At 69.6% G+C, this 15,938-nt stretch carries 17 protein-coding genes and 1 pseudogene; 9 read left to right on the top strand and 9 right to left on the bottom strand.

Going from position 1 to position 15,938, the window contains the following annotated elements:
• The first annotated feature begins 159 nt into the window (after positions 1-159).
• Positions 160-579 carry a large conductance mechanosensitive channel protein MscL gene (gene mscL / locus ACIBI9_RS33825; protein ID WP_397228040.1) on the top strand — a complete coding sequence of 140 codons (420 nt, stop codon included), beginning with the start codon at positions 160-162 and terminating at the stop codon, positions 577-579.
• A 75-nt stretch (positions 580-654) separates the two neighbouring features.
• Complete coding sequence (locus ACIBI9_RS33820; RefSeq protein WP_397228038.1) at positions 655-1,227, top strand: hypothetical protein; 573 nt, start codon at positions 655-657, stop codon at positions 1,225-1,227.
• Here ACIBI9_RS33820 and ACIBI9_RS33815 read toward each other — a convergent pair.
• Positions 1,224-2,135 carry a threonine/serine dehydratase gene (locus ACIBI9_RS33815; RefSeq protein WP_397228036.1) on the bottom strand — a complete coding sequence of 304 codons (912 nt, stop codon included), beginning with the start codon at positions 2,133-2,135 and terminating at the stop codon, positions 1,224-1,226. The two genes, ACIBI9_RS33820 and ACIBI9_RS33815, sit on opposite strands and share 4 nt — an antisense overlap.
• A 44-nt stretch (positions 2,136-2,179) precedes the next feature.
• Here ACIBI9_RS33815 and pip point away from each other — a divergent pair, with 44 nt between their 5' ends.
• A complete protein-coding gene (pip, locus tag ACIBI9_RS33810; RefSeq protein WP_397228034.1) occupies positions 2,180-3,151 on the top strand; it encodes a prolyl aminopeptidase in 972 nt (323 codons plus the stop codon).
• Here pip and ACIBI9_RS33805 read toward each other — a convergent pair.
• Positions 3,105-3,653, bottom strand: coding sequence for a phosphatase PAP2 family protein (locus tag ACIBI9_RS33805; RefSeq protein WP_397228032.1), 549 nt, complete (start codon positions 3,651-3,653; stop codon positions 3,105-3,107). The two genes, pip and ACIBI9_RS33805, sit on opposite strands and share 47 nt — an antisense overlap.
• Positions 3,654-3,745: 92 nt before the next feature.
• Positions 3,746-4,048, bottom strand: a complete 303-nt coding sequence (locus ACIBI9_RS33800) for a hypothetical protein (protein ID WP_397228030.1) — start codon at positions 4,046-4,048, stop codon at positions 3,746-3,748.
• A 78-nt stretch (positions 4,049-4,126) separates the two neighbouring features.
• On the opposite strand from ACIBI9_RS33800, the gene ACIBI9_RS33795 reads away from it, so the two are divergent.
• A complete protein-coding gene (locus ACIBI9_RS33795; protein ID WP_397228028.1) occupies positions 4,127-4,921 on the top strand; it encodes a universal stress protein in 795 nt (264 codons plus the stop codon).
• Between the two features lie 70 nt (positions 4,922-4,991).
• Here ACIBI9_RS33795 and ACIBI9_RS33790 read toward each other — a convergent pair whose 3' ends face one another.
• From ACIBI9_RS33790 to ACIBI9_RS33780, 3 genes are all read right to left on the bottom strand, one after another.
• Positions 4,992-6,107: a glycosyltransferase gene (locus ACIBI9_RS33790; RefSeq protein WP_397228026.1), complete on the bottom strand. Its 1,116-nt coding sequence runs from the start codon at positions 6,105-6,107 to the stop codon at positions 4,992-4,994.
• Complete coding sequence (locus tag ACIBI9_RS33785) at positions 6,104-7,054, bottom strand: glucosyl-3-phosphoglycerate synthase (RefSeq protein WP_397228024.1); 951 nt, start codon at positions 7,052-7,054, stop codon at positions 6,104-6,106. Before ACIBI9_RS33785 ends, ACIBI9_RS33790 begins: the two co-directional genes overlap by 4 nt.
• Before the next feature lie 63 nt (positions 7,055-7,117).
• A complete protein-coding gene (locus ACIBI9_RS33780) occupies positions 7,118-7,294 on the bottom strand; it encodes a hypothetical protein (RefSeq protein WP_355191473.1) in 177 nt (58 codons plus the stop codon).
• Between ACIBI9_RS33780 and ACIBI9_RS33775 the strand changes: the two genes are divergently transcribed.
• Both ACIBI9_RS33775 and ACIBI9_RS33770 read left to right on the top strand, forming a co-directional pair.
• Complete coding sequence (locus ACIBI9_RS33775) at positions 7,241-8,227, top strand: Gfo/Idh/MocA family protein (protein WP_397228473.1); 987 nt, start codon at positions 7,241-7,243, stop codon at positions 8,225-8,227. The two genes, ACIBI9_RS33780 and ACIBI9_RS33775, sit on opposite strands and share 54 nt — an antisense overlap.
• 4 nt (positions 8,228-8,231) lie before the next feature.
• Positions 8,232-9,335, top strand: a complete 1,104-nt coding sequence (locus ACIBI9_RS33770; protein ID WP_397228022.1) for a zinc-binding alcohol dehydrogenase — start codon at positions 8,232-8,234, stop codon at positions 9,333-9,335.
• Positions 9,336-9,344: 9 nt separating this feature from the next.
• Here the strand turns inward: ACIBI9_RS33770 and ACIBI9_RS33765 are convergent.
• From ACIBI9_RS33765 to ACIBI9_RS33755, 3 genes and pseudogenes are all read right to left on the bottom strand, one after another.
• Positions 9,345-10,523 (bottom strand): annotated as a pseudogene (locus ACIBI9_RS33765) (MGH1-like glycoside hydrolase domain-containing protein); the annotation flags it as partial.
• Positions 10,520-11,305 (bottom strand): sugar phosphate isomerase/epimerase family protein, encoded by a 786-nt coding sequence (locus ACIBI9_RS33760; protein WP_394501210.1) that lies wholly within the window; start codon positions 11,303-11,305, stop codon positions 10,520-10,522. The gene ACIBI9_RS33760 and the pseudogene ACIBI9_RS33765, both read right to left, overlap by 4 nt.
• Positions 11,306-11,307: 2 nt before the next feature.
• Positions 11,308-12,336 (bottom strand): zinc-binding alcohol dehydrogenase, encoded by a 1,029-nt coding sequence (locus tag ACIBI9_RS33755; RefSeq protein ID WP_397228020.1) that lies wholly within the window; start codon positions 12,334-12,336, stop codon positions 11,308-11,310.
• A 378-nt stretch (positions 12,337-12,714) separates the two neighbouring features.
• Here ACIBI9_RS33755 and ACIBI9_RS33750 point away from each other — a divergent pair, with 378 nt between their 5' ends.
• The 3 genes from ACIBI9_RS33750 to ACIBI9_RS33740 all read left to right on the top strand — a co-directional run bounded on the left by ACIBI9_RS33750 (position 12,715) and on the right by ACIBI9_RS33740 (position 15,935).
• Positions 12,715-14,082: an ABC transporter substrate-binding protein gene (locus ACIBI9_RS33750; RefSeq protein WP_397228018.1), complete on the top strand. Its 1,368-nt coding sequence runs from the start codon at positions 12,715-12,717 to the stop codon at positions 14,080-14,082.
• A 109-nt stretch (positions 14,083-14,191) separates the two neighbouring features.
• Entirely contained in the window at positions 14,192-15,103 is a 912-nt protein-coding gene (locus ACIBI9_RS33745; RefSeq protein WP_397228016.1) for a carbohydrate ABC transporter permease, read from the top strand.
• Entirely contained in the window at positions 15,090-15,935 is an 846-nt protein-coding gene (locus ACIBI9_RS33740; RefSeq protein ID WP_397228014.1) for a carbohydrate ABC transporter permease, read from the top strand. The genes ACIBI9_RS33745 and ACIBI9_RS33740 overlap by 14 nt, the downstream gene beginning before the upstream one ends.
• Positions 15,936-15,938 lie beyond the last annotated feature (3 nt).

The raw sequence follows: 15,938 nt of genomic DNA, 5'->3' as shown, positions 1-15,938 counted from the left end.
CCCCCGCTCACCCGGACAAGCCGCTTTGTTCCTTCCCACCCTCACCAGGTCGTTATTCCAGTTGAACGGGGTGAGCCGTCCCCGACACGCGCGGTATCGGAGGCGGCCCGCACTCAGAGCATGGTTTGCCGGCGCCGATCCTGGCTACGTGGTGGTGCCATGGGCGGCTTCAAAAGGTTCTTACTTCGCGGCAACATCGTCGAACTGGCCGTGGCAGTGATCATCGGCGCCACCTTCAGCGGCCTGGTGCAGGCGCTCGTCGCCGACCTGATCACCCCGCTGATCGGCGCCGTCACCGGCGGCAGGCAACCGAACTTCGCCGACTACTCCTTCACCGTCAACGGCAGCCGGTTCAAGTACGGCGACTTCCTCAACCACCTCGTCACCTTCCTGATGGTCTCCGCCGTCGTGTACTGGCTGATCGTGGCCCCGATGACCCGGCTGATCAGCCTGTTCGACCGGGACAAGAACGCCACGACCAAGCAGTGCCCCGAATGCCTCAGCGACATCCCCGCCGAGGCCCGGCGATGCGCCGCCTGCACGGTCGAGCTGGTGCCGGATTCGGAGAAGCCCGCGTAACTTTGTCCGGCACGGCTTTCCGGCACATGGGTGCCGTGTCGCGCGAGTACGGTGCCCGTCCGTCAAGATGGACCGATGAGCGTTGAGTTGATGGTGTGGGACGAGCCGGTGCCCATCAGCAGGGACCAGGCCCGCGCCACCTATCTGGCGGTCAAGCGGGACTCCCCTGTGACCGGGGAGGCACCCGACGTCGCCAAGGAGCTGCCCGGGGAGGTCACGATCTACCCGGGCCACGTGCTGGTGACGATGGACCTGGACACGATGGACGAGACGTCCGGGCAGGTGTTCACGATCGCGCGGGCGCACGGGCTGGTCTGCTACGACCCTCAGCGCGACCTGGTGCACAACGTGGCGCCCCTGGGGGTCTACGAGGGCATGCAGCTCCACACGGGCGACGGCATGGTCGTCCACGACCCGGACCTCGGCCTGATCCACGACGTCCTCGCCACGCTGTCGGCGCAGAACCCGTTCGTGGCCCTGGTCAACTTCGGGCAGCACTTCCTGCAGGTGTCGCCCGGCTACGAGCTGGAGTACAAGGAGGGCACGCTCATCCGGACCATGGTGCCGGAGCTGGCGGAGGTGCAGGCCGCCTTCCACGAGTACGCCACGGGCGAGCGCTCGTTCCTGGCGCGCCACGAGTGGGCCTAGATCACCTGCCTGAACAGCTCGGGGTCCACGTTCCCCCCGGACAGCACGACCACCGTGCGCCCGGGCGCGACCCGGCCGGACAGCAGCGCCGCCGTGGTGACCGCCCCGCTCGGCTCGGCCACCAGCCGGGCCGAGCGCGCCAGGTGCCCCATGGCGGCCTTGATCTCGTCTTCCGACACGGTGACGATCTCGTCGAGCCGGCGGCTGATGTGCGCGAAGGTCAGCTCGGACAGCGCCGTACGCAGCCCGTCGGCGACGGTCCGGAACGTCCGGGCCGTCCCCCACTCCACGGGGTGGCCGGCGGCCAGGCTCTCGGCGGCGTCGGCGGCCAGCTCCGGCTCGACCCCGATCACCCGGACGTCGGGCCGCAGCGCCTTGACGGCCGTGCCGACCCCCGACGCGAGCCCTCCGCCGCCCACCGGCACCAGCACCACCTCGACGTCGGGCAGATCCTCGGCGATCTCCAGCCCGACGGTGCCCTGTCCCGCGATCACCGCCCGGTGGTCGTAGGGCGGCACCAGCGTCAGCCCCCGCTCCGCCGCCAGCTTCCCGGCCACGATCTCCCGCTGCTCGGGCGGCACGACGACGACCTCGGCGCCCCACCCTTCGATGGCCGCCGTCTTCACCCGGGGCGTCCCCTCGGGCACGACGACCACGCACGGCACCCCGAACTCCCTGGCCGCGAAGGCGAGGGCCTGCCCGTGGTTGCCGGACGAGTGCGTCACCACGCCGTCGGGCCGCAGCGAGGCCACGGCGTTGTACGCGCCCCGGAGCTTGAACGCCCCCACGGGCTGCAGGCTCTCCGGCTTCACCCACGCCTCGCCCATCCGCACGAGCGGCGTCCGCACCGCCACGCCCTTGATCCGCCCGGCCGCCGTCCGGATGTCGTCGATCGTCACCAGCTCCATGCGATCACCCTACGACTCGCCGGAATGAGGCAGGATCGGAGACTATGAGAACGCTGTACCCGCCCATCGAACCCTACGAGTCCGGCCTGCTGGACGTGGGAGACGGCAACCAGATCTACTGGGAGGTCTGCGGCAATCCCGAGGGAAAGCCCGCTGTCATGCTGCACGGCGGCCCCGGCGGCGGGTGCTCGGCCAAGCACCGGCGCCAGTGGGACCCGGAGCGCTACCGGATCGTCCTGTTCGACCAGCGCAACTGCGGCCGCAGCCTGCCCCACGCTTGCGACCCCGCCACCGACCTGGCCGCCAACACCACGTGGCACCTCGTGGCCGACATGGAGAAGCTGCGCGAGCACCTCGGCATCGACAGGTGGCAGGTCTTCGGGGGCTCGTGGGGCAGCGCGCTGGCCCTGGCGTACGCGCAGCGGCACCCCGACCGCACGACCGAGCTGATCCTGCGGGGGATCTTCACGCTGCGGCCCCAGGAGCTGCACTGGTTCTACCAGGACGGCGCCTGCTACCTGTTCCCCGACCGGTGGGAGTCGTTCCTCGCGCCGATTCCCGCCGAGGAGCGCGGGGATCTCATGGCCGCCTTCCGCAGGCGGCTCGAAGGGCAGGACGGGGAGGCCAGGCTGGCGGCGGCCAAGGCGTGGGCGCAGTGGGAGGCGGGCGCGATCACGCTGCTGCCCGACCCCGAGCTCGTCGCGGAGTTCGGCGAGGACAAGCTGGCCGTCTGCTTCGCCCGCATCGAGAACCACTACTTCCACCACGGCGGCTGGTTCGAGCCCGAGCAGCTCATCAGGGACGTCGACAAGATCAGGCACATCCCCGCCGTGATCGTGCAGGGCCGTTACGACGCCTGCACGCCCGCGGCCACGGCCTGGGACCTGCACAAGGCCTGGCCCGAGGCCGACTTCCACATGATCCACGACGCCGGGCACGCCTTCACCGAGCCGGGCATCGTGGACCGGCTCATTGAGGCGACAGACGGGTTCTCGCGAGCCGTACAGCGGGGGTGACGGCGCCCACCACCAGCAGGGCGAACAGCGGGGCCAGCGCCACGCCGAGCAGGAACCCCGCGGCCACGTCGTGCGGATAGTGCACGCCCACGAAGACGCGGGAGAACGCCATGACCGCCGCCAGCGGCAGCACCACCCACGCGAGCGCCCGCCAGGCGAGCACGAGGGTGGCGGCGGCCCCGGCCGCGATCACCGAGTGGTTGCTGGGGAAGGACCAGTCGCCCGAGGGCGGGCAGGCGGAGATCGTCGTGACCCCGCCCCGGCACGGCCGGTCCTCCCTGATGATGGTCTTGGCGACCTCGCTCACGACGTACGCGAACACCACCCCGGCCGGACCCGCGATCACCAGTGCCAGGTCGCGGGCCGGAGCCCGCCACGCCCGGAACGCGGCCGCCGCATAGAGCGCCACGAACAGGAATAACCCGGCATCCGTCCCGACTTCGGCGAGGGTGTGCAGCCACCCGGGCGTGGTCAGGGCGAAGTCGACGATGTCGCGGTACACGTGTGTCCAATCCGTGAATGGGCAATGGACACGACCTTACGAACTCCCGCTGTTAAATGCCTCGACCATAAGGCCGAAAGTCGGGAAATGTCCTAAGAAAGAAGCTGGCGCACGAGGGCGGCCTGCCGCGTCTCCAGCTCGGCCCCGCTGATGAGCCCCCGGGCGAACGCCTCGGAGGTGGCGTCGCGCTCGGCGACGTAGTACGCGGCCATGATCTCGCTGCGGAGCGGCGTGAACCCGCGCTCCACGCAGGCCGAGAAGACGATCACCTTCTGCTCGACGGTGTCCGCCGCCACCGTGCAGGCCAGATCCCGCTCTTTGAGCTGCTGAACCGCTTCACGGAGAGTGACCGGACCGAGGGTCCCGTTGAAACTGATGTCAAGGGTGATCTTCACTTCTTTGCGCCTCCAATGGTTTACAACGTTCCGATCAAGGCCGCGTATTCCCAGCTCAGAGCGGGTAAGAGGGCAGTCGTGATCGGAGAGCACGTGATCGTCGGCTACACGAACGACCCGGGCGGGCGCGACGCCCTGGCCCTGGCCGCCGCGATCACCCGGGTCACCGGCGGCGAGCTCACGGTCGCCACGATCTACCCGCCGGGCAGCCCGGGGCTGGCGGTGGAGGCGCAGGCCAACCTGGCGCACGCGGCGGAGGAGCTCGGCTCGATCCCCGCCGGCTACCTCACGTACGAGAGCAGGGGCACGGGGCGCGGGCTGTCGGTGCTGGCCAGCCGCATCAGGGCCGACCTGATCGTGGTCGGCTCGGCCGACGGCGGCCAGCACGGCCGCATCACCATCGGCGCCACCTCCAACCACCTGCTCCACCTGTCGTCCCAGGCGGTCATGCTGGCGCCCGCCCAGTACGTCCCGGTCGACGGGCCCGGGCGCCTGACGCTGGCGTACGTGCACCGGCCGCAGTGCGACGAGGCGGTCGAACGGGTGGCGCAGGCGGCGCTGCGGCTGGGCATCCCGCTCCGGCTGATCACCCTCGACCTGCGCACGGAGGATCCGGGCAAGCTCAGGGACGACCTCGCGCTGGCCGTGCGGCTGGCCTGGGAGACCACCGGGATCGAGGCGGAGGCGGAGGTGGCCGAGGGGCACGACGTGGCCGCCGCGCTGGCCGACGTGGAGTGGCTGCCGGGCGAAATGCTGGTCTGCGCGGCCAGCGAGGACGCGCAGCCGCACCGGGTGTTCCTGGGCGAGCTGGCCATGAAGGCGCTGCGGGCCTCGCCCTGCCCGGTCATCGTGCTCCCCCGCGGCTTCGCCTGACACCGGACGCTCCGAGGCGCCCGAGCCGGCTCCCCATCCGGCTCAGGCGCCTCTTCAGTGCGGCATGAGGTCAGCGGGCCGTGGTGGCCTCGTACAGCTCCAGGTAGCGCTCCGCCATGACGGCCGGCGAGAACCGGCGGCGGGCCTCTCTGCGGCACTCCTCCGGGTCGATCTCGTCCACCCGCCGCACCCACTCCGCCAGCTCCTCCTCGGAGTCGGCCAGGAAGCCGGTGCGGCCGTGGTCGATGATCTCGGGCAGGCAGCCGCGGCGCAGCCCGACCGGCGGCACCCCGAGCGCGAGCGCCTCGACGACGGCCGTGCCACCGGGCTCGTCCCACTGGATGGGGAAGAGCGCGGCCCTGGCCGCCGCGTAGAGCTGGTCCCTGGCCTCGCCGCCCACGGCGCCGACCCACCTGACCAGGTCCCCGTCGAGATAACGGGACACCTGGTCGAGGTGGTAGCGGACGTCCGGATGGCTGTTCAGCGGGTGGTACGGGTTCTGGACCACGACGTCCAGCTCGGCGGGGGTGTTCCGGCCGCTGACCGGCCCTGCCAGCACCAGCGGGAGCCCCAGCTTCTGGCAGATCCTGGCCGCCACGTGCTGGCCCTTGAGCCCGCAGATCCGGCCCATGACCATCAGGTACTCGCCCCGATCGACCCGCAGGTCGCGGTCGGCGAGCGGGCTGGCCAGGTAGACGGCTCCGAGCGAGGCCGCCCGCAGGGCATCGGGGGCGCGGGCGAGCTGCGACTCCGAGACGCCGTTGACCGCGATCGACGGCGGGAACGCGCCGTAGAACGCGGGATGCTTGCGCAGGTCCCAGTGGAGGGTGTGCAGGACGGGCGGCCCGCCGAACGCCGACAGGACCGCCGGCCCGACGACCTCGACGTGGTCGTGGACGAGGTCGATGTCGTCGCGGGCGCGCAGCTCGGCCGCCACCCTGGCCTGGTGGGCGTGCGCGATGCCCATGACCTGGTTGTACGGTTTCTGCAACTCGGCGAACTGGCCGTCGTCGTACACGCTGATCAGCTCGTCCACCTCGAGCGTGCTGGACCCGACGGAGGCCAGGACGACCTCCACGCCGCGCTCGCGCAGCGCGGGCACCAGCGTGGCCACGACGTTCTCGATCCCGCCGTAGCCGGGGGGCGGGACCGCGAGCCACGGTCCCGCGTTGACCAGGACTTTCATGCCACATCCTCCTCTTGTACGAGGGAGGCGAGCGGAGGTCGCTCCGCCACGGCCACGTCCACCAGGTCCGCCCCGTCGATCCCGAACTGCAGCATCGTGTGCGCGGGGCGCTGAGCCGCCAGTACGCGCCCCTGGCGCTCCAGGCGGGACCAGGCGGTGAGCATGATCTGCCCGGCCATCCGGCCGAGCGCGCCCATCGACTGGTGCGTGTGCGTACGGCTGCCCAGGTCCACCTGGGCCATCGCGTCCAGGCCGACGAGCTGGAGCAGGTCGACGAGGAGGCCGAACTCCACGCCGTACTCGGTGACGAAGGGCACCTGCTCCAGGACCTCGCGCCTGGCCGCGTACTCGCCGCCGAGCGGCTGGACGAACCCGGCCAGCTCCGGCCAGAACATGTTGATCAACGGTCGGGCGACCAGCTCGGTCACCCGGCCGCCGGCGGCGCGGCGCACCACGCCGTCCTCGCCCGTGAACGGACGTTCGTAGGTCGCCTTGACGAAGCTGATGTCACTGTCCACCAGCAGCGGCCCCACCAGGCCGGACACGAAGTGGGCGCCGAAGTTGAGCAGGTCGGCGTCCACGAACACGACGATGTCACCCTTTGAGGCGGCCAGCCCCTTCCACAGCGCCTCCCCCTTGCCCGTCAAGGGCGGCAGGTGGGAGAGCACCTGGTTCTGCGCCACCACGCGGGCCCCCGCCTCGCGGGCGCGTTCGGCGGTGGCGTCGATCGAGTTGGAGTCGACGACGAGGATCTCGTCGACGAGCGGAACCCGTTCGACGAGGTCACGGTGGATCACGCGGACGATGTCACCCACTGTGCGCTCTTCGTCACGAGCAGGCAGGATGACACTAACCGTGGTGGATCCCTTGGCCAGCATCAAGGCGTCGACCGGCCACTCGGCTGCCGTGCTCGAGTGCGGACCGTACCACTCCTGGATTCTGGCCAAGGCTCGCAGGTTTCTCTCCATGCAGTAAGCCCCGATCTCACGAGGTCACGACTTCTGCCCGATCTATGCGCCTTTGAACCTCTTTGTTTGATGGCGATCAGATGTGGCATATGCCGGAATGTGTCCCCAATGACCCGCGTCGGCATCATCGGTGCCGGAAATGTCGCCGCTCGCCACGCAGATGTACTGTCCGGCTTCCCAGATGTCACGATCGCGGGAATCGCCGACATTGATCTCCACAGGGCCGAGGCATTGGCCTCCCGGCACGGCGCCCCCGCCTATGGTGACCATGCCGACCTACTCAGCGCCGGCGGTCTCGATGCTGTTTACGTCTGTGTGCCTCCTTTCGCGCACGGCACCCCCGAACATGATGTTCTGTCGTGTAATCTACCGTTTTTTGTGGAAAAACCCCTTTCGCTCGACCTCCAAACCGCAGAAAACATCGCGTCCGAAATCGAGCGAAGATCGCTGCCGACCGCGGTCGGCCATCACTGGCGTTATCTGGACCTCATCGAACACGCCCGTGACCTGCTCGCGGAGCGCCCCGTACGGCTCGCCCTGGGTCACTGGCTGGACAAGGTGCCGCCGGTCGCCTGGTGGCTGAACCCGACCATGTCCGGCGGCCAGATCGTCGAGCAGGCGGTCCACGTACTGGATCTCGCCCGGGTCCTGGTGGGCGAGGTGTCGATGGTGCACGCCGTACCCGCCGCCAACCACAACGACGGCGAGGTGGACCGGGCCACGGCGGCGGTCCTGCGCTTCGCCGACGGCGCGGCCGGGCTGCTGGCCACCTCCTGCCTGCTCTCCCAGAAGCACCGGGTGGGGCTGGAGGTGTGCGCCGACGGCCTCGCGCTGGAGCTCAGCGAGACGCGGCTGCTGGTGGACGGCCGGCGGGTGATCGAGGACGACGGCCTGGCGAAGACGCGCGTGGACCGGGAGTTCATCAACGCGGTGCAGGGTAAGGACGCCGACGTACGCGTACCGTACGGGGAGGCGCTGCGGACGCACCGCCTGGCGCTGGCCCTCGCACAGTCCGCGGCGGAACGGAGGCCGGTGGTGCTGGATGGGAGCGAGGGAGCGCCGTCGCCTGGACTGAGGAGCGGCGGGAGCGAAGCGACCAGAGCGACGAGGGAAGGCGACGGACCCCAGCGACCGAGCCGTCGAACGGAGTGAGGCCATGGGCGCAGTCCTGAGTATCGAGGCGCCAGGGGAAGTTTGCCTGGTGGAGGAGAAGTTGCCCGGCATTCCCGCGGGTGGGTTCATGCTGGCCACCACCCACAGCGGGGTCTCGGCCGGGACCGAGCTGACCTACGTCAAGGGCACCAACCCGTACCTGTCCTCGACCTGGGACCCGGCGCTCGGGCTGTTCACCGAGGGCACGCCGTCCATCGCCTACCCGGTGCGCGGCATCGGCTACATGCAGGTCGGCCTGGTGGTCGAGACGCGTACACGGGCGGTGAGCGAAGGGGCGCTGGTCGCGATGTGTTACGGACATCGCACGGCGTACGTGGCGGACCCGATGGCCGACCGGTTCGTGGAGCTGCCGGACGACCTCGACCCCATGCTCGGGGTCTACGTCGCCCACATGGGTCCGATCTGCGCCAACGGCCTCCTGCACGCCGCGCACGACCTGCACGGCCCGGCCGTGCAGCGGCTCGGTGACGGTGTGCGCGGACGGCGGGTCGCGGTCGTGGGAGCGGGCGTGGTGGGGCTGCTGACGGCGTGCTTCGCCATGGCCTGCGACGCGGCGGAGGTCGTGGTCGTGGACGAGACCCCGGCCAGGCTGGCCATCGCGGAGGCGCTCGGCGCGAACGTCCTGACCGCCGACGAGGATCCCGCCATGGACCTGAAGCGCCGCTGGCGGCACGGCCGCGACGACCGGGGCGCCGACGTGGTGTTCCAGTGCCGCGGCCAGACCAGGGCGCTGGCCCTCGGGCTCAGGATGCTCCGCCCTCAGGGCACGCTGGTGGACCTCGCCTTCTACACCCAGGGCGCGGAGGAGGTGCGGCTGGGCGAGGAGTTCCACCACAACGGGCTGACGCTGCGCTGCGCCCAGATCGGCCGGGTGCCGCGGGGCCTGGCGCACTCCTGGGACAGGGAGAGGCTCTCGCACGAGACGATCTCCCTGCTCAGGCGGTACGGAGGGCGGCTACGCGAGCACGTGATCACCGACGTCGTCGGGTTCGACGAGGCCCCCCAGTTCCTGTCCGACCTCGCGGCCAGACGCCGGCAGACCGTCCAGGCCGTGCTCAGCGACCACGTCGAGGATGAGGGCGGCTGACCAGCTGAAGTCGTGGCTGCCGTGGCCGTGCAGGCTGAAGGGGTCGAAGTACTCGCGGAAGCCCGATCGCGCGACCGCGTTGACCATCCCTTCGGCGACCAGGGCGGCGAGGTCGGGGCGGCGGTCCTTGAGCCCCTGCCAGACGAGCCAGGTGAGGTTGATCCAGCTCGGGCCGCGCCAGTAGCGGGCCCGGTCGAACTCGGGCGCCGCGGGAGAGTAGCTGGGCAGCGCCCCGTCCTTGAGCGCGAACCGGTCGAGCGCGGTGCCGATCAGCGCGTCGGCGACCTCGTCCGGCAGGTGCGGGAGCATGAGCGGGGTCAGCCCGGCGGTGCTGCCGGAGTGGAGCAGCTGCCCCGTGCGCACGTCGCGGGCCTGGAAGAGGCCTCCGTCGAAGAGGTGCTCGACCATGGCGTCGGTGATCGCGGCCGCCTCGCGCTCGTGCGGCTCGGGGTCGAGGCCGCACGCCTCGGCGATCCGGGCCAGCGTCGACTCGGCGACACCGTACGCGGCGTTGAACAGGGGGCACTCGACCTGGAACTCCCCCGGACTGCGGTAGGCGGAGTCGCGGTAGGCGCGGGCGAGCGAGACATAGCGCTCGTAGTCACGGTCGGTGGGCCGCTCCTCGGCGCTGACCGTGGCGAGGTCCCTGCGGACGAAGCCCACGGTGTCGGGCCGTACGGCCCGCAGCGGCAGATCCCAGGCCGGGCTGTTGTCCATGCCCGACTCCCAGGGGTGCACGATCGAGATCAGCCCCTCGGGGGAACGCCTGGCCGCGCGCAGGAACTCCTGCTGGGCCACGAGCCGGGGGTAGATCCGGCGCAGGAACGCCGGGTCGGGCTCGGCCAGGTGCGTCTTCCACGCGGCCAGCGCGTGGACCGGCGGCTGGACGATGCCGGAGGTCGCGGACCCTCCCGGTGCGTGCGCCTGCCAGAACTCGGGCCCGGGGAAGTAGGCCCCTTCGGGCACCGCGGGATTGAACACGATGTGCGGCACCCTGCCGTCGCGCCACTGCGCGCCGAACAGGGAGAGCAGCTCGGTCCTGGCCCTTCGCGGCGACCACCGGGCGTTGCCGATCGCGATGAAGGCGGAGTCCCAGCTCCATTGGTGTGGGTACAGGCGCCGGGAGGGGACCGTGTAGCTGCCGTCCCAGTTGGTCACCAGGACGCGCACAGCGTCGCGAAGGGTCATAGGTATTTCCTGACGAAGGCCGCGGTCTGGGGGAGGACGATCTCGGGTTCGCCCCGCAGGCGGCATTCCAGGGCGAGGTAGCCGTCGTAGCCGACGGCGTCGAGCGTGGCCAGCTGCGCGCCCCAGTCGATGTGACCGGTGCCCGGCTGGTTGCGGTTGGACTCGCTGATCTGCATGTGCGCGAGGTAGGGGGCGGCCTCGACCAGCGAGCGGCAGGGGTCGTCCTCCTCGATGTTCATGTGGTACGTATCGCCGACGATCCTGATCGAGTCCATCGAGCAGTAGGAGACGGCCTCGGCCAGCGTGTTGACCATGTGGTTCTCGTACCGGTTGAGGGGTTCGAGCATGATCAGGACGCCGTTGCGCTGCGCGTGCTCGCCCAGGATGCCCAGCGCCTCGGTCAGCACCTCGCGGTCCTGCTCCGCGCTGCGCGGCGGCTCGAACGGCGGCAGCCGCAGCGAGAACTGCCCCCAGGAGGCAGGCGTCATGACGCCGATGCCGCCGAGCTCGGCGATCACCGTGAGCTGCGACCTGAGCTGCTGGATGGCGTCCTTGCGCTTGGCCGGGTCGAAGTCGCCGATGAAGTGCGGCATGTCCACGCACACCGTCGGCATGACCACGCCGTCGGCCCGCGCCCGCTTGAGCTCCGTCAGGCGGCCCGCGAAGTGGAAATCGCCCTTGCCGCGCAGTTCGATGGCGTCGAACCCGGCATCGAGCGCGAACGCGAACTTCTCCTGCAGCGTGCGGCCGGGCAGAAGCTGCTCCTGTACGGCGAGCTTCACTGTCACTCCTCGAAGGTGAAGACGAGCTGGAGCACCTCGGACTGGTGCTTGTCGATCAGGTCGAAGGCCTCCGCGGCCCTCTCGACGGGGACGACGTGGCTGATCAGGTCGCCGACCTCGATCTGGCCCTCGTGCACGAGCGCCATGAACGTGCGCTGCAGGCGCTCGACGTCCCACCGGTGCGCCAGCCACGAGGCCACGCCGCCGATCTGGGAGGAGACGAGCTGGACCTGGTTGTGGTGGAACTCCTCGCCCAGCCGCAGCCCGACGCCGTCACCCTGGTAGAAGCCGGCGGCCACGACCCTGCCGCCCTTGCGCACGGTCCTGATGGCCTCGTGCAGGCCCTGGTGGGTGCCGCTCAGCTCGATGACGGTGTCGGCGCCCTCGATGCGCTTGCGCATGAACTCGGCCACCGACCCGGAGCGCACGTCGAACACCTCGGCCGCGCCGAACCTCCTGGCCAGCTCCAGCCGGTCGGGGATGGCGTCGGCCGCGACCACCCGGGCGCCGCTCAGCACGGCCAGGCGGGTGGCGAGCAGCCCGATGACGCCCTGGCCGAAGATCGCGATCTGGTCGCCGAGATGCACGTCTGAGGCGTGCACGGCGTTGAGCGCGATGGCCCCGACCCGGGCGAACACGCCGGTCAGCGGGTCGGCGCCGGGCGGCATCACGTGCCCGACCAGCTTCTCCGCCGGCACGACGGCCTCCGCGCGGTGGCCCCAGATGCCCCACACGAGGCTGCCCACCGGCGGGTCGGCGACGTCGGGCGCGGCCTCGACGACCTCGCCGACCTCCTGGTAGCCCCAGCCGGTCAGCGGGTAGGCGTGCGTCTGACCATCGACGAAGAGCCGGCGCTCGGTGTCCCAATGGCGGTTGAGATATGGATTTGTGCCGCGATAGGCGGTGAGCTCCGTGCCCGCCGAGACGCCGGAGTAGATCGTACGGACTCGTACGGAACCCGGCGCAAGGTCGGCTGGCGATTCCAGGCTGACGCGGACACGGCCTGGCTGCTCGAACGTGATGACGCGCATTCCCCACACTTACGCTTAATGATCAAACAAAAGTCAAAGCTTTAGTACTTGTTTGCATACGATAGTTGCGCTCGTAACACTCTTAAGTCTACGACTTCCGCCGGGGGCGGCTGGTGAAATTGGGGTTTCTGGCAGCGTGTCTTCCGGAAAGTGACCTTACCGACATCGCCTACCAGGCCGCACACCTGGGCTTTCTAGCTAGTGCGGTGACCTCCGGATGACCGAAATACCCCAAAAGTAGATCTTTTGCGCCAAAGATCCAGTTATGGCGGTGTAGGCACGGAGTGGGTACAGACCGGTCTCGTTATCGACTACCGAACGTTGCCGAGGTCATGACGAGGGTAAGGGCGGCATATCCCCGAATCGGAGGAGCGTGCCATGCCGAAGAAGGTAACCGCCGTCCTCTCCGTCGCGCTGCTGGCCACCGCCTCGCTGGCGGCGTGCGGCGACGGTGGCGAGTCGTCCGCCGGCAACCAGATCACCGTCTGGACCGAAGAGAACCTCAACGACCGGATGGCCGTACAGAACCAGATCGCCGCCGACTTCACCAAGAAGACCGGGATCCAGGTGAAGCTGGTCGCCATGGCCGAGGACCAGTTCAGCCAGGCCGTGACGGCCGCCGCCGCGGCCGGCGACCTGCCGGACGTGATCGGCGCGCTGCCGCTGGCGGCGGTGCGCGAGCTGGAGGCCAACGACCTGCTCGACACCGAGACGCCGGGCAAGGTCGTCGACCAGCTCGGCCGCGACTCGTTCTCGCCGCGGGCCCTGGAACTCGACAGCTCGGGCGGGAAGCTGCTCGCGGTGCCGAGCGACGGGTGGGCGCAGCTGATCCTCTACCGCAAGGATCTGTTCGAGAAGGCCGGGCTGCAGCCGCCCGACACGTACGAGCAGCTGGAGGCGGCGGCCGCCAAGCTCAACACAGGTGGGGTCGCGGGCATCACGCTGGCGATCGCGCCGAAGGACTCGTTTACCGCGCAGAGCTTCGAGCACGTCGCGCTCGCGAACGGGTGCCAGCTCGTCGACAATTCCGGAAATGTCGCCCTTGACTCGCCGCAGTGCGTGAAGGCGTTCGAGTTCTACGCCAAGCTCGCCAAGGACTACTCCGTCAAGGGCAAGCAGGACGTCGACTCCACCCGGGCCACCTACTTCTCCGGCAAGGCGGCCATGACGATCTGGTCGTCGTTCATCCTCGACGAGCTGGCCGGGCTGCGTAAGGACGCGCTGCCGAGCTGCCAGGAGTGCCGCGCCGACCCCGAGTGGCTGGCCGAGAACACCGGCGTCGTCACCGCGCTGAAGGGGCCCGACGGGAGCGCGCCCGCGCAGTACGGAGAGATCGTCTCCTGGGCGGTCACCCGTGACGCCGCCAAGGACCCCTCGGCGAAGTTCATCGCCTACATGATGAACGAGGGCTACGAGCGCTGGATCGGCATGGCGCCCGAGGGCAAGTTCCCGACCCGCAAGGGCTTCGAGGACAAGTGGAACAAGCTGCCCGCCGGCGTCGACTCCAAGAAGCCGCTGGCCGACATCTACCCGGCCGACGTGCTGGACGCCCTGCGCAAGAGCCCGGACACCTTCGCCCGCTGGGGGATCCCGCAGGGGCAGGGCAAGCTGGTCGGCGCCACCATGGGCGAGCTGCCGGTGCCCAAGGCGCTCAGCGCGGTCGTGGACGGCTCCCTGACCCCGCAGGCCGCCGCCGCCCAGGCCAAGACCGACGTGGAGACGATCAAGCGCGGGATCCGACAGTGACGCGAGGGAGCGCCGTCGCCTGGACTGAGGAGCGGCGGGAGCGCAGCGACCAGAGCGACGAGGGAAGGCGACGGACCCCAGCGACCGAGCCGCCGCACGGAGTGCGGCAATGAGCGCCCGCACCCTCAGGCAGCAGGAAGGGCGGGCAGGGCTGGCGCTCATCTCGCCGACGCTCGTCGTCACGCTGGTCGTGGTGGTGCTGCCGTTGCTGTGGGCGATCATGCTGGCGTTCCAGGACGCGCGGCTGATCAACATCCGCCGGGTGGGCATCTTCGGCCACTACACGCTGGAGAACTTCTCGTACGTGGTCTCCGAGCCCGGTTTCTGGTCGTCCCTGGTCAACACGCTCGTCTACACCGTCACGGGGACCGCGCTGTCGATCGCGATCGGGCTGGTGGCGGCGCTGGCGCTGCGTGACAGGTTCAGGGGGCGGACCCTGGTCAGGGCCTCGATCCTGATCCCGTACGTGGCGCCGGTCGTGGCCGTGGCGTTCCTGTGGGAGACGATGCTCAACCCCCAGTACGGCATCGTCAACACCTGGCTCCACGAGCCGATCGCGTTCCTCACCCAGGCCAAGGGCGAGTTCCTGGGCGCGCAGGTGCCGGTGGCGCTGTTCACGGTGATCGCGTTCGAGGCGTGGCGTTATTTCCCGTTCGCGTTCCTGTTCATCCTGGCCAGGCTGCAGGCGCTGCCGGCGGAGCTGGACGAGGCCGCCGTCGTGGACGGGGCCACGCCGACCCAGCGGTTCCGATACGTGATCATGCCGCAGCTCTGGCGGATCATCGCGCTGCTGTCGGTGCTGCGGTTCGTGTTCACGTTCACCAAGTTCGACGACGTCTACCTGCTGACCGGCGGCGGGGCCGGGACCGAGGTGGTCAGCGTGCGGGTCTACAACTTCCTGACCGCCCGCGACGACATCGGCGCCTCGGCCGCGCAGGCGATCGTGCTGGCGGTCTTCCTGGTCGTGTTCCTGGCCATCTACCTGCGGTTCTTCGGCGGGGGTGAAGGTGAGCAGAGATAGGTTCGAGCGGATCCTCTTCCGGGTGCTGAAGCCGCTGGTCATCGTGGTGCTCTTCCTGATGACCGCGTTCCCGTTCCTCTACATGGTGATGCTGTCCGTGCGCGACATCCAGGAGCTGATCCTGGAGCCGGGCTCGCTCTGGCCGCGCGGCTTCACCCTGGACACGTACGTGGACGTGCTGACCCGACAGGGCTTCCTGAGCTTCCTGAGGAACAGCGCGATCGTCGCGCTCGCCTCGGTGGCGGTCACGCTGCTGATCTCGATCCCGGGCGCGTACGCGGTCGCGCGGCTGCGCTTCTTCGGGCGGCGGCAGGTGCACTTCCTCTTCCTGGCCGTGTACCTGTTTCCGGCGATCGTGCTGGCCATCCCCCTCTTCGTGCTGTTCACGATGCTCGGGCTGCGCGGATCCCTTTTCGGACTGATCCTCGTGTATATCGCGCAAACCGTGCCCGTCACGGTATACATGCTCCGCAACTACTTCGAGACCGTGCCGCAAAGCGTGGAGGAAGCGGCCGCGATCGACGGGTGCACGAGGCTTTCGACCATCTGGCGCGTGGTGCTGCCGCTGTCCAAGCCCGCGCTGATGGCGACCGGCCTCTACGCGTTCATGATCGCGTGGAACGAGTTCCTGTTCGCCCTGCTCTTCCTCGTGGAGAAGCGGGAGAGCTGGACGGTGTCCCTGGGCCTCTCGCAGCTGGCGGGGAGCATAGAGATCCCGACGACGGTCCTGATGGCAGGTTCGGTGGTGCTCACGCTGCCCATCGTGATCGTGTTCTTCGCCAGTGAGCGACTGCTGACGGAGGGCCTCACGGCAGGAGCAGAGAAGGGATAGACC

The sequence above is a fragment of the Nonomuraea sp. NPDC050451 genome, from assembly GCF_044458585.1.
This window is presented reverse-complemented; position numbering and strand designations above follow the sequence as displayed.

What these genes read in the sequence shown, in the direction of transcription:
- mscL (WP_397228040.1), top strand. Translation starts at nt 160, where the DNA reads ATGGGCGGCTTCAAAAGGTTCTTACTTCGCGGCAACATCGTCGAACTG.
- ACIBI9_RS33820 (WP_397228038.1), top strand. Translation starts at nt 655, where the DNA reads ATGAGCGTTGAGTTGATGGTGTGGGACGAGCCGGTGCCCATCAGCAGG.
- ACIBI9_RS33815 (WP_397228036.1), bottom strand. Translation starts at nt 2,135, where the DNA reads ATGGAGCTGGTGACGATCGACGACATCCGGACGGCGGCCGGGCGGATC.
- pip (WP_397228034.1), top strand. Translation starts at nt 2,180, where the DNA reads ATGAGAACGCTGTACCCGCCCATCGAACCCTACGAGTCCGGCCTGCTG.
- ACIBI9_RS33790 (WP_397228026.1), bottom strand. Translation starts at nt 6,107, where the DNA reads ATGAAAGTCCTGGTCAACGCGGGACCGTGGCTCGCGGTCCCGCCCCCC.
- ACIBI9_RS33770 (WP_397228022.1), top strand. Translation starts at nt 8,232, where the DNA reads ATGGGCGCAGTCCTGAGTATCGAGGCGCCAGGGGAAGTTTGCCTGGTG.
- ACIBI9_RS33755 (WP_397228020.1), bottom strand. Translation starts at nt 12,336, where the DNA reads ATGCGCGTCATCACGTTCGAGCAGCCAGGCCGTGTCCGCGTCAGCCTG.
- ACIBI9_RS33750 (WP_397228018.1), top strand. Translation starts at nt 12,715, where the DNA reads ATGCCGAAGAAGGTAACCGCCGTCCTCTCCGTCGCGCTGCTGGCCACC.
- ACIBI9_RS33745 (WP_397228016.1), top strand. Translation starts at nt 14,192, where the DNA reads ATGAGCGCCCGCACCCTCAGGCAGCAGGAAGGGCGGGCAGGGCTGGCG.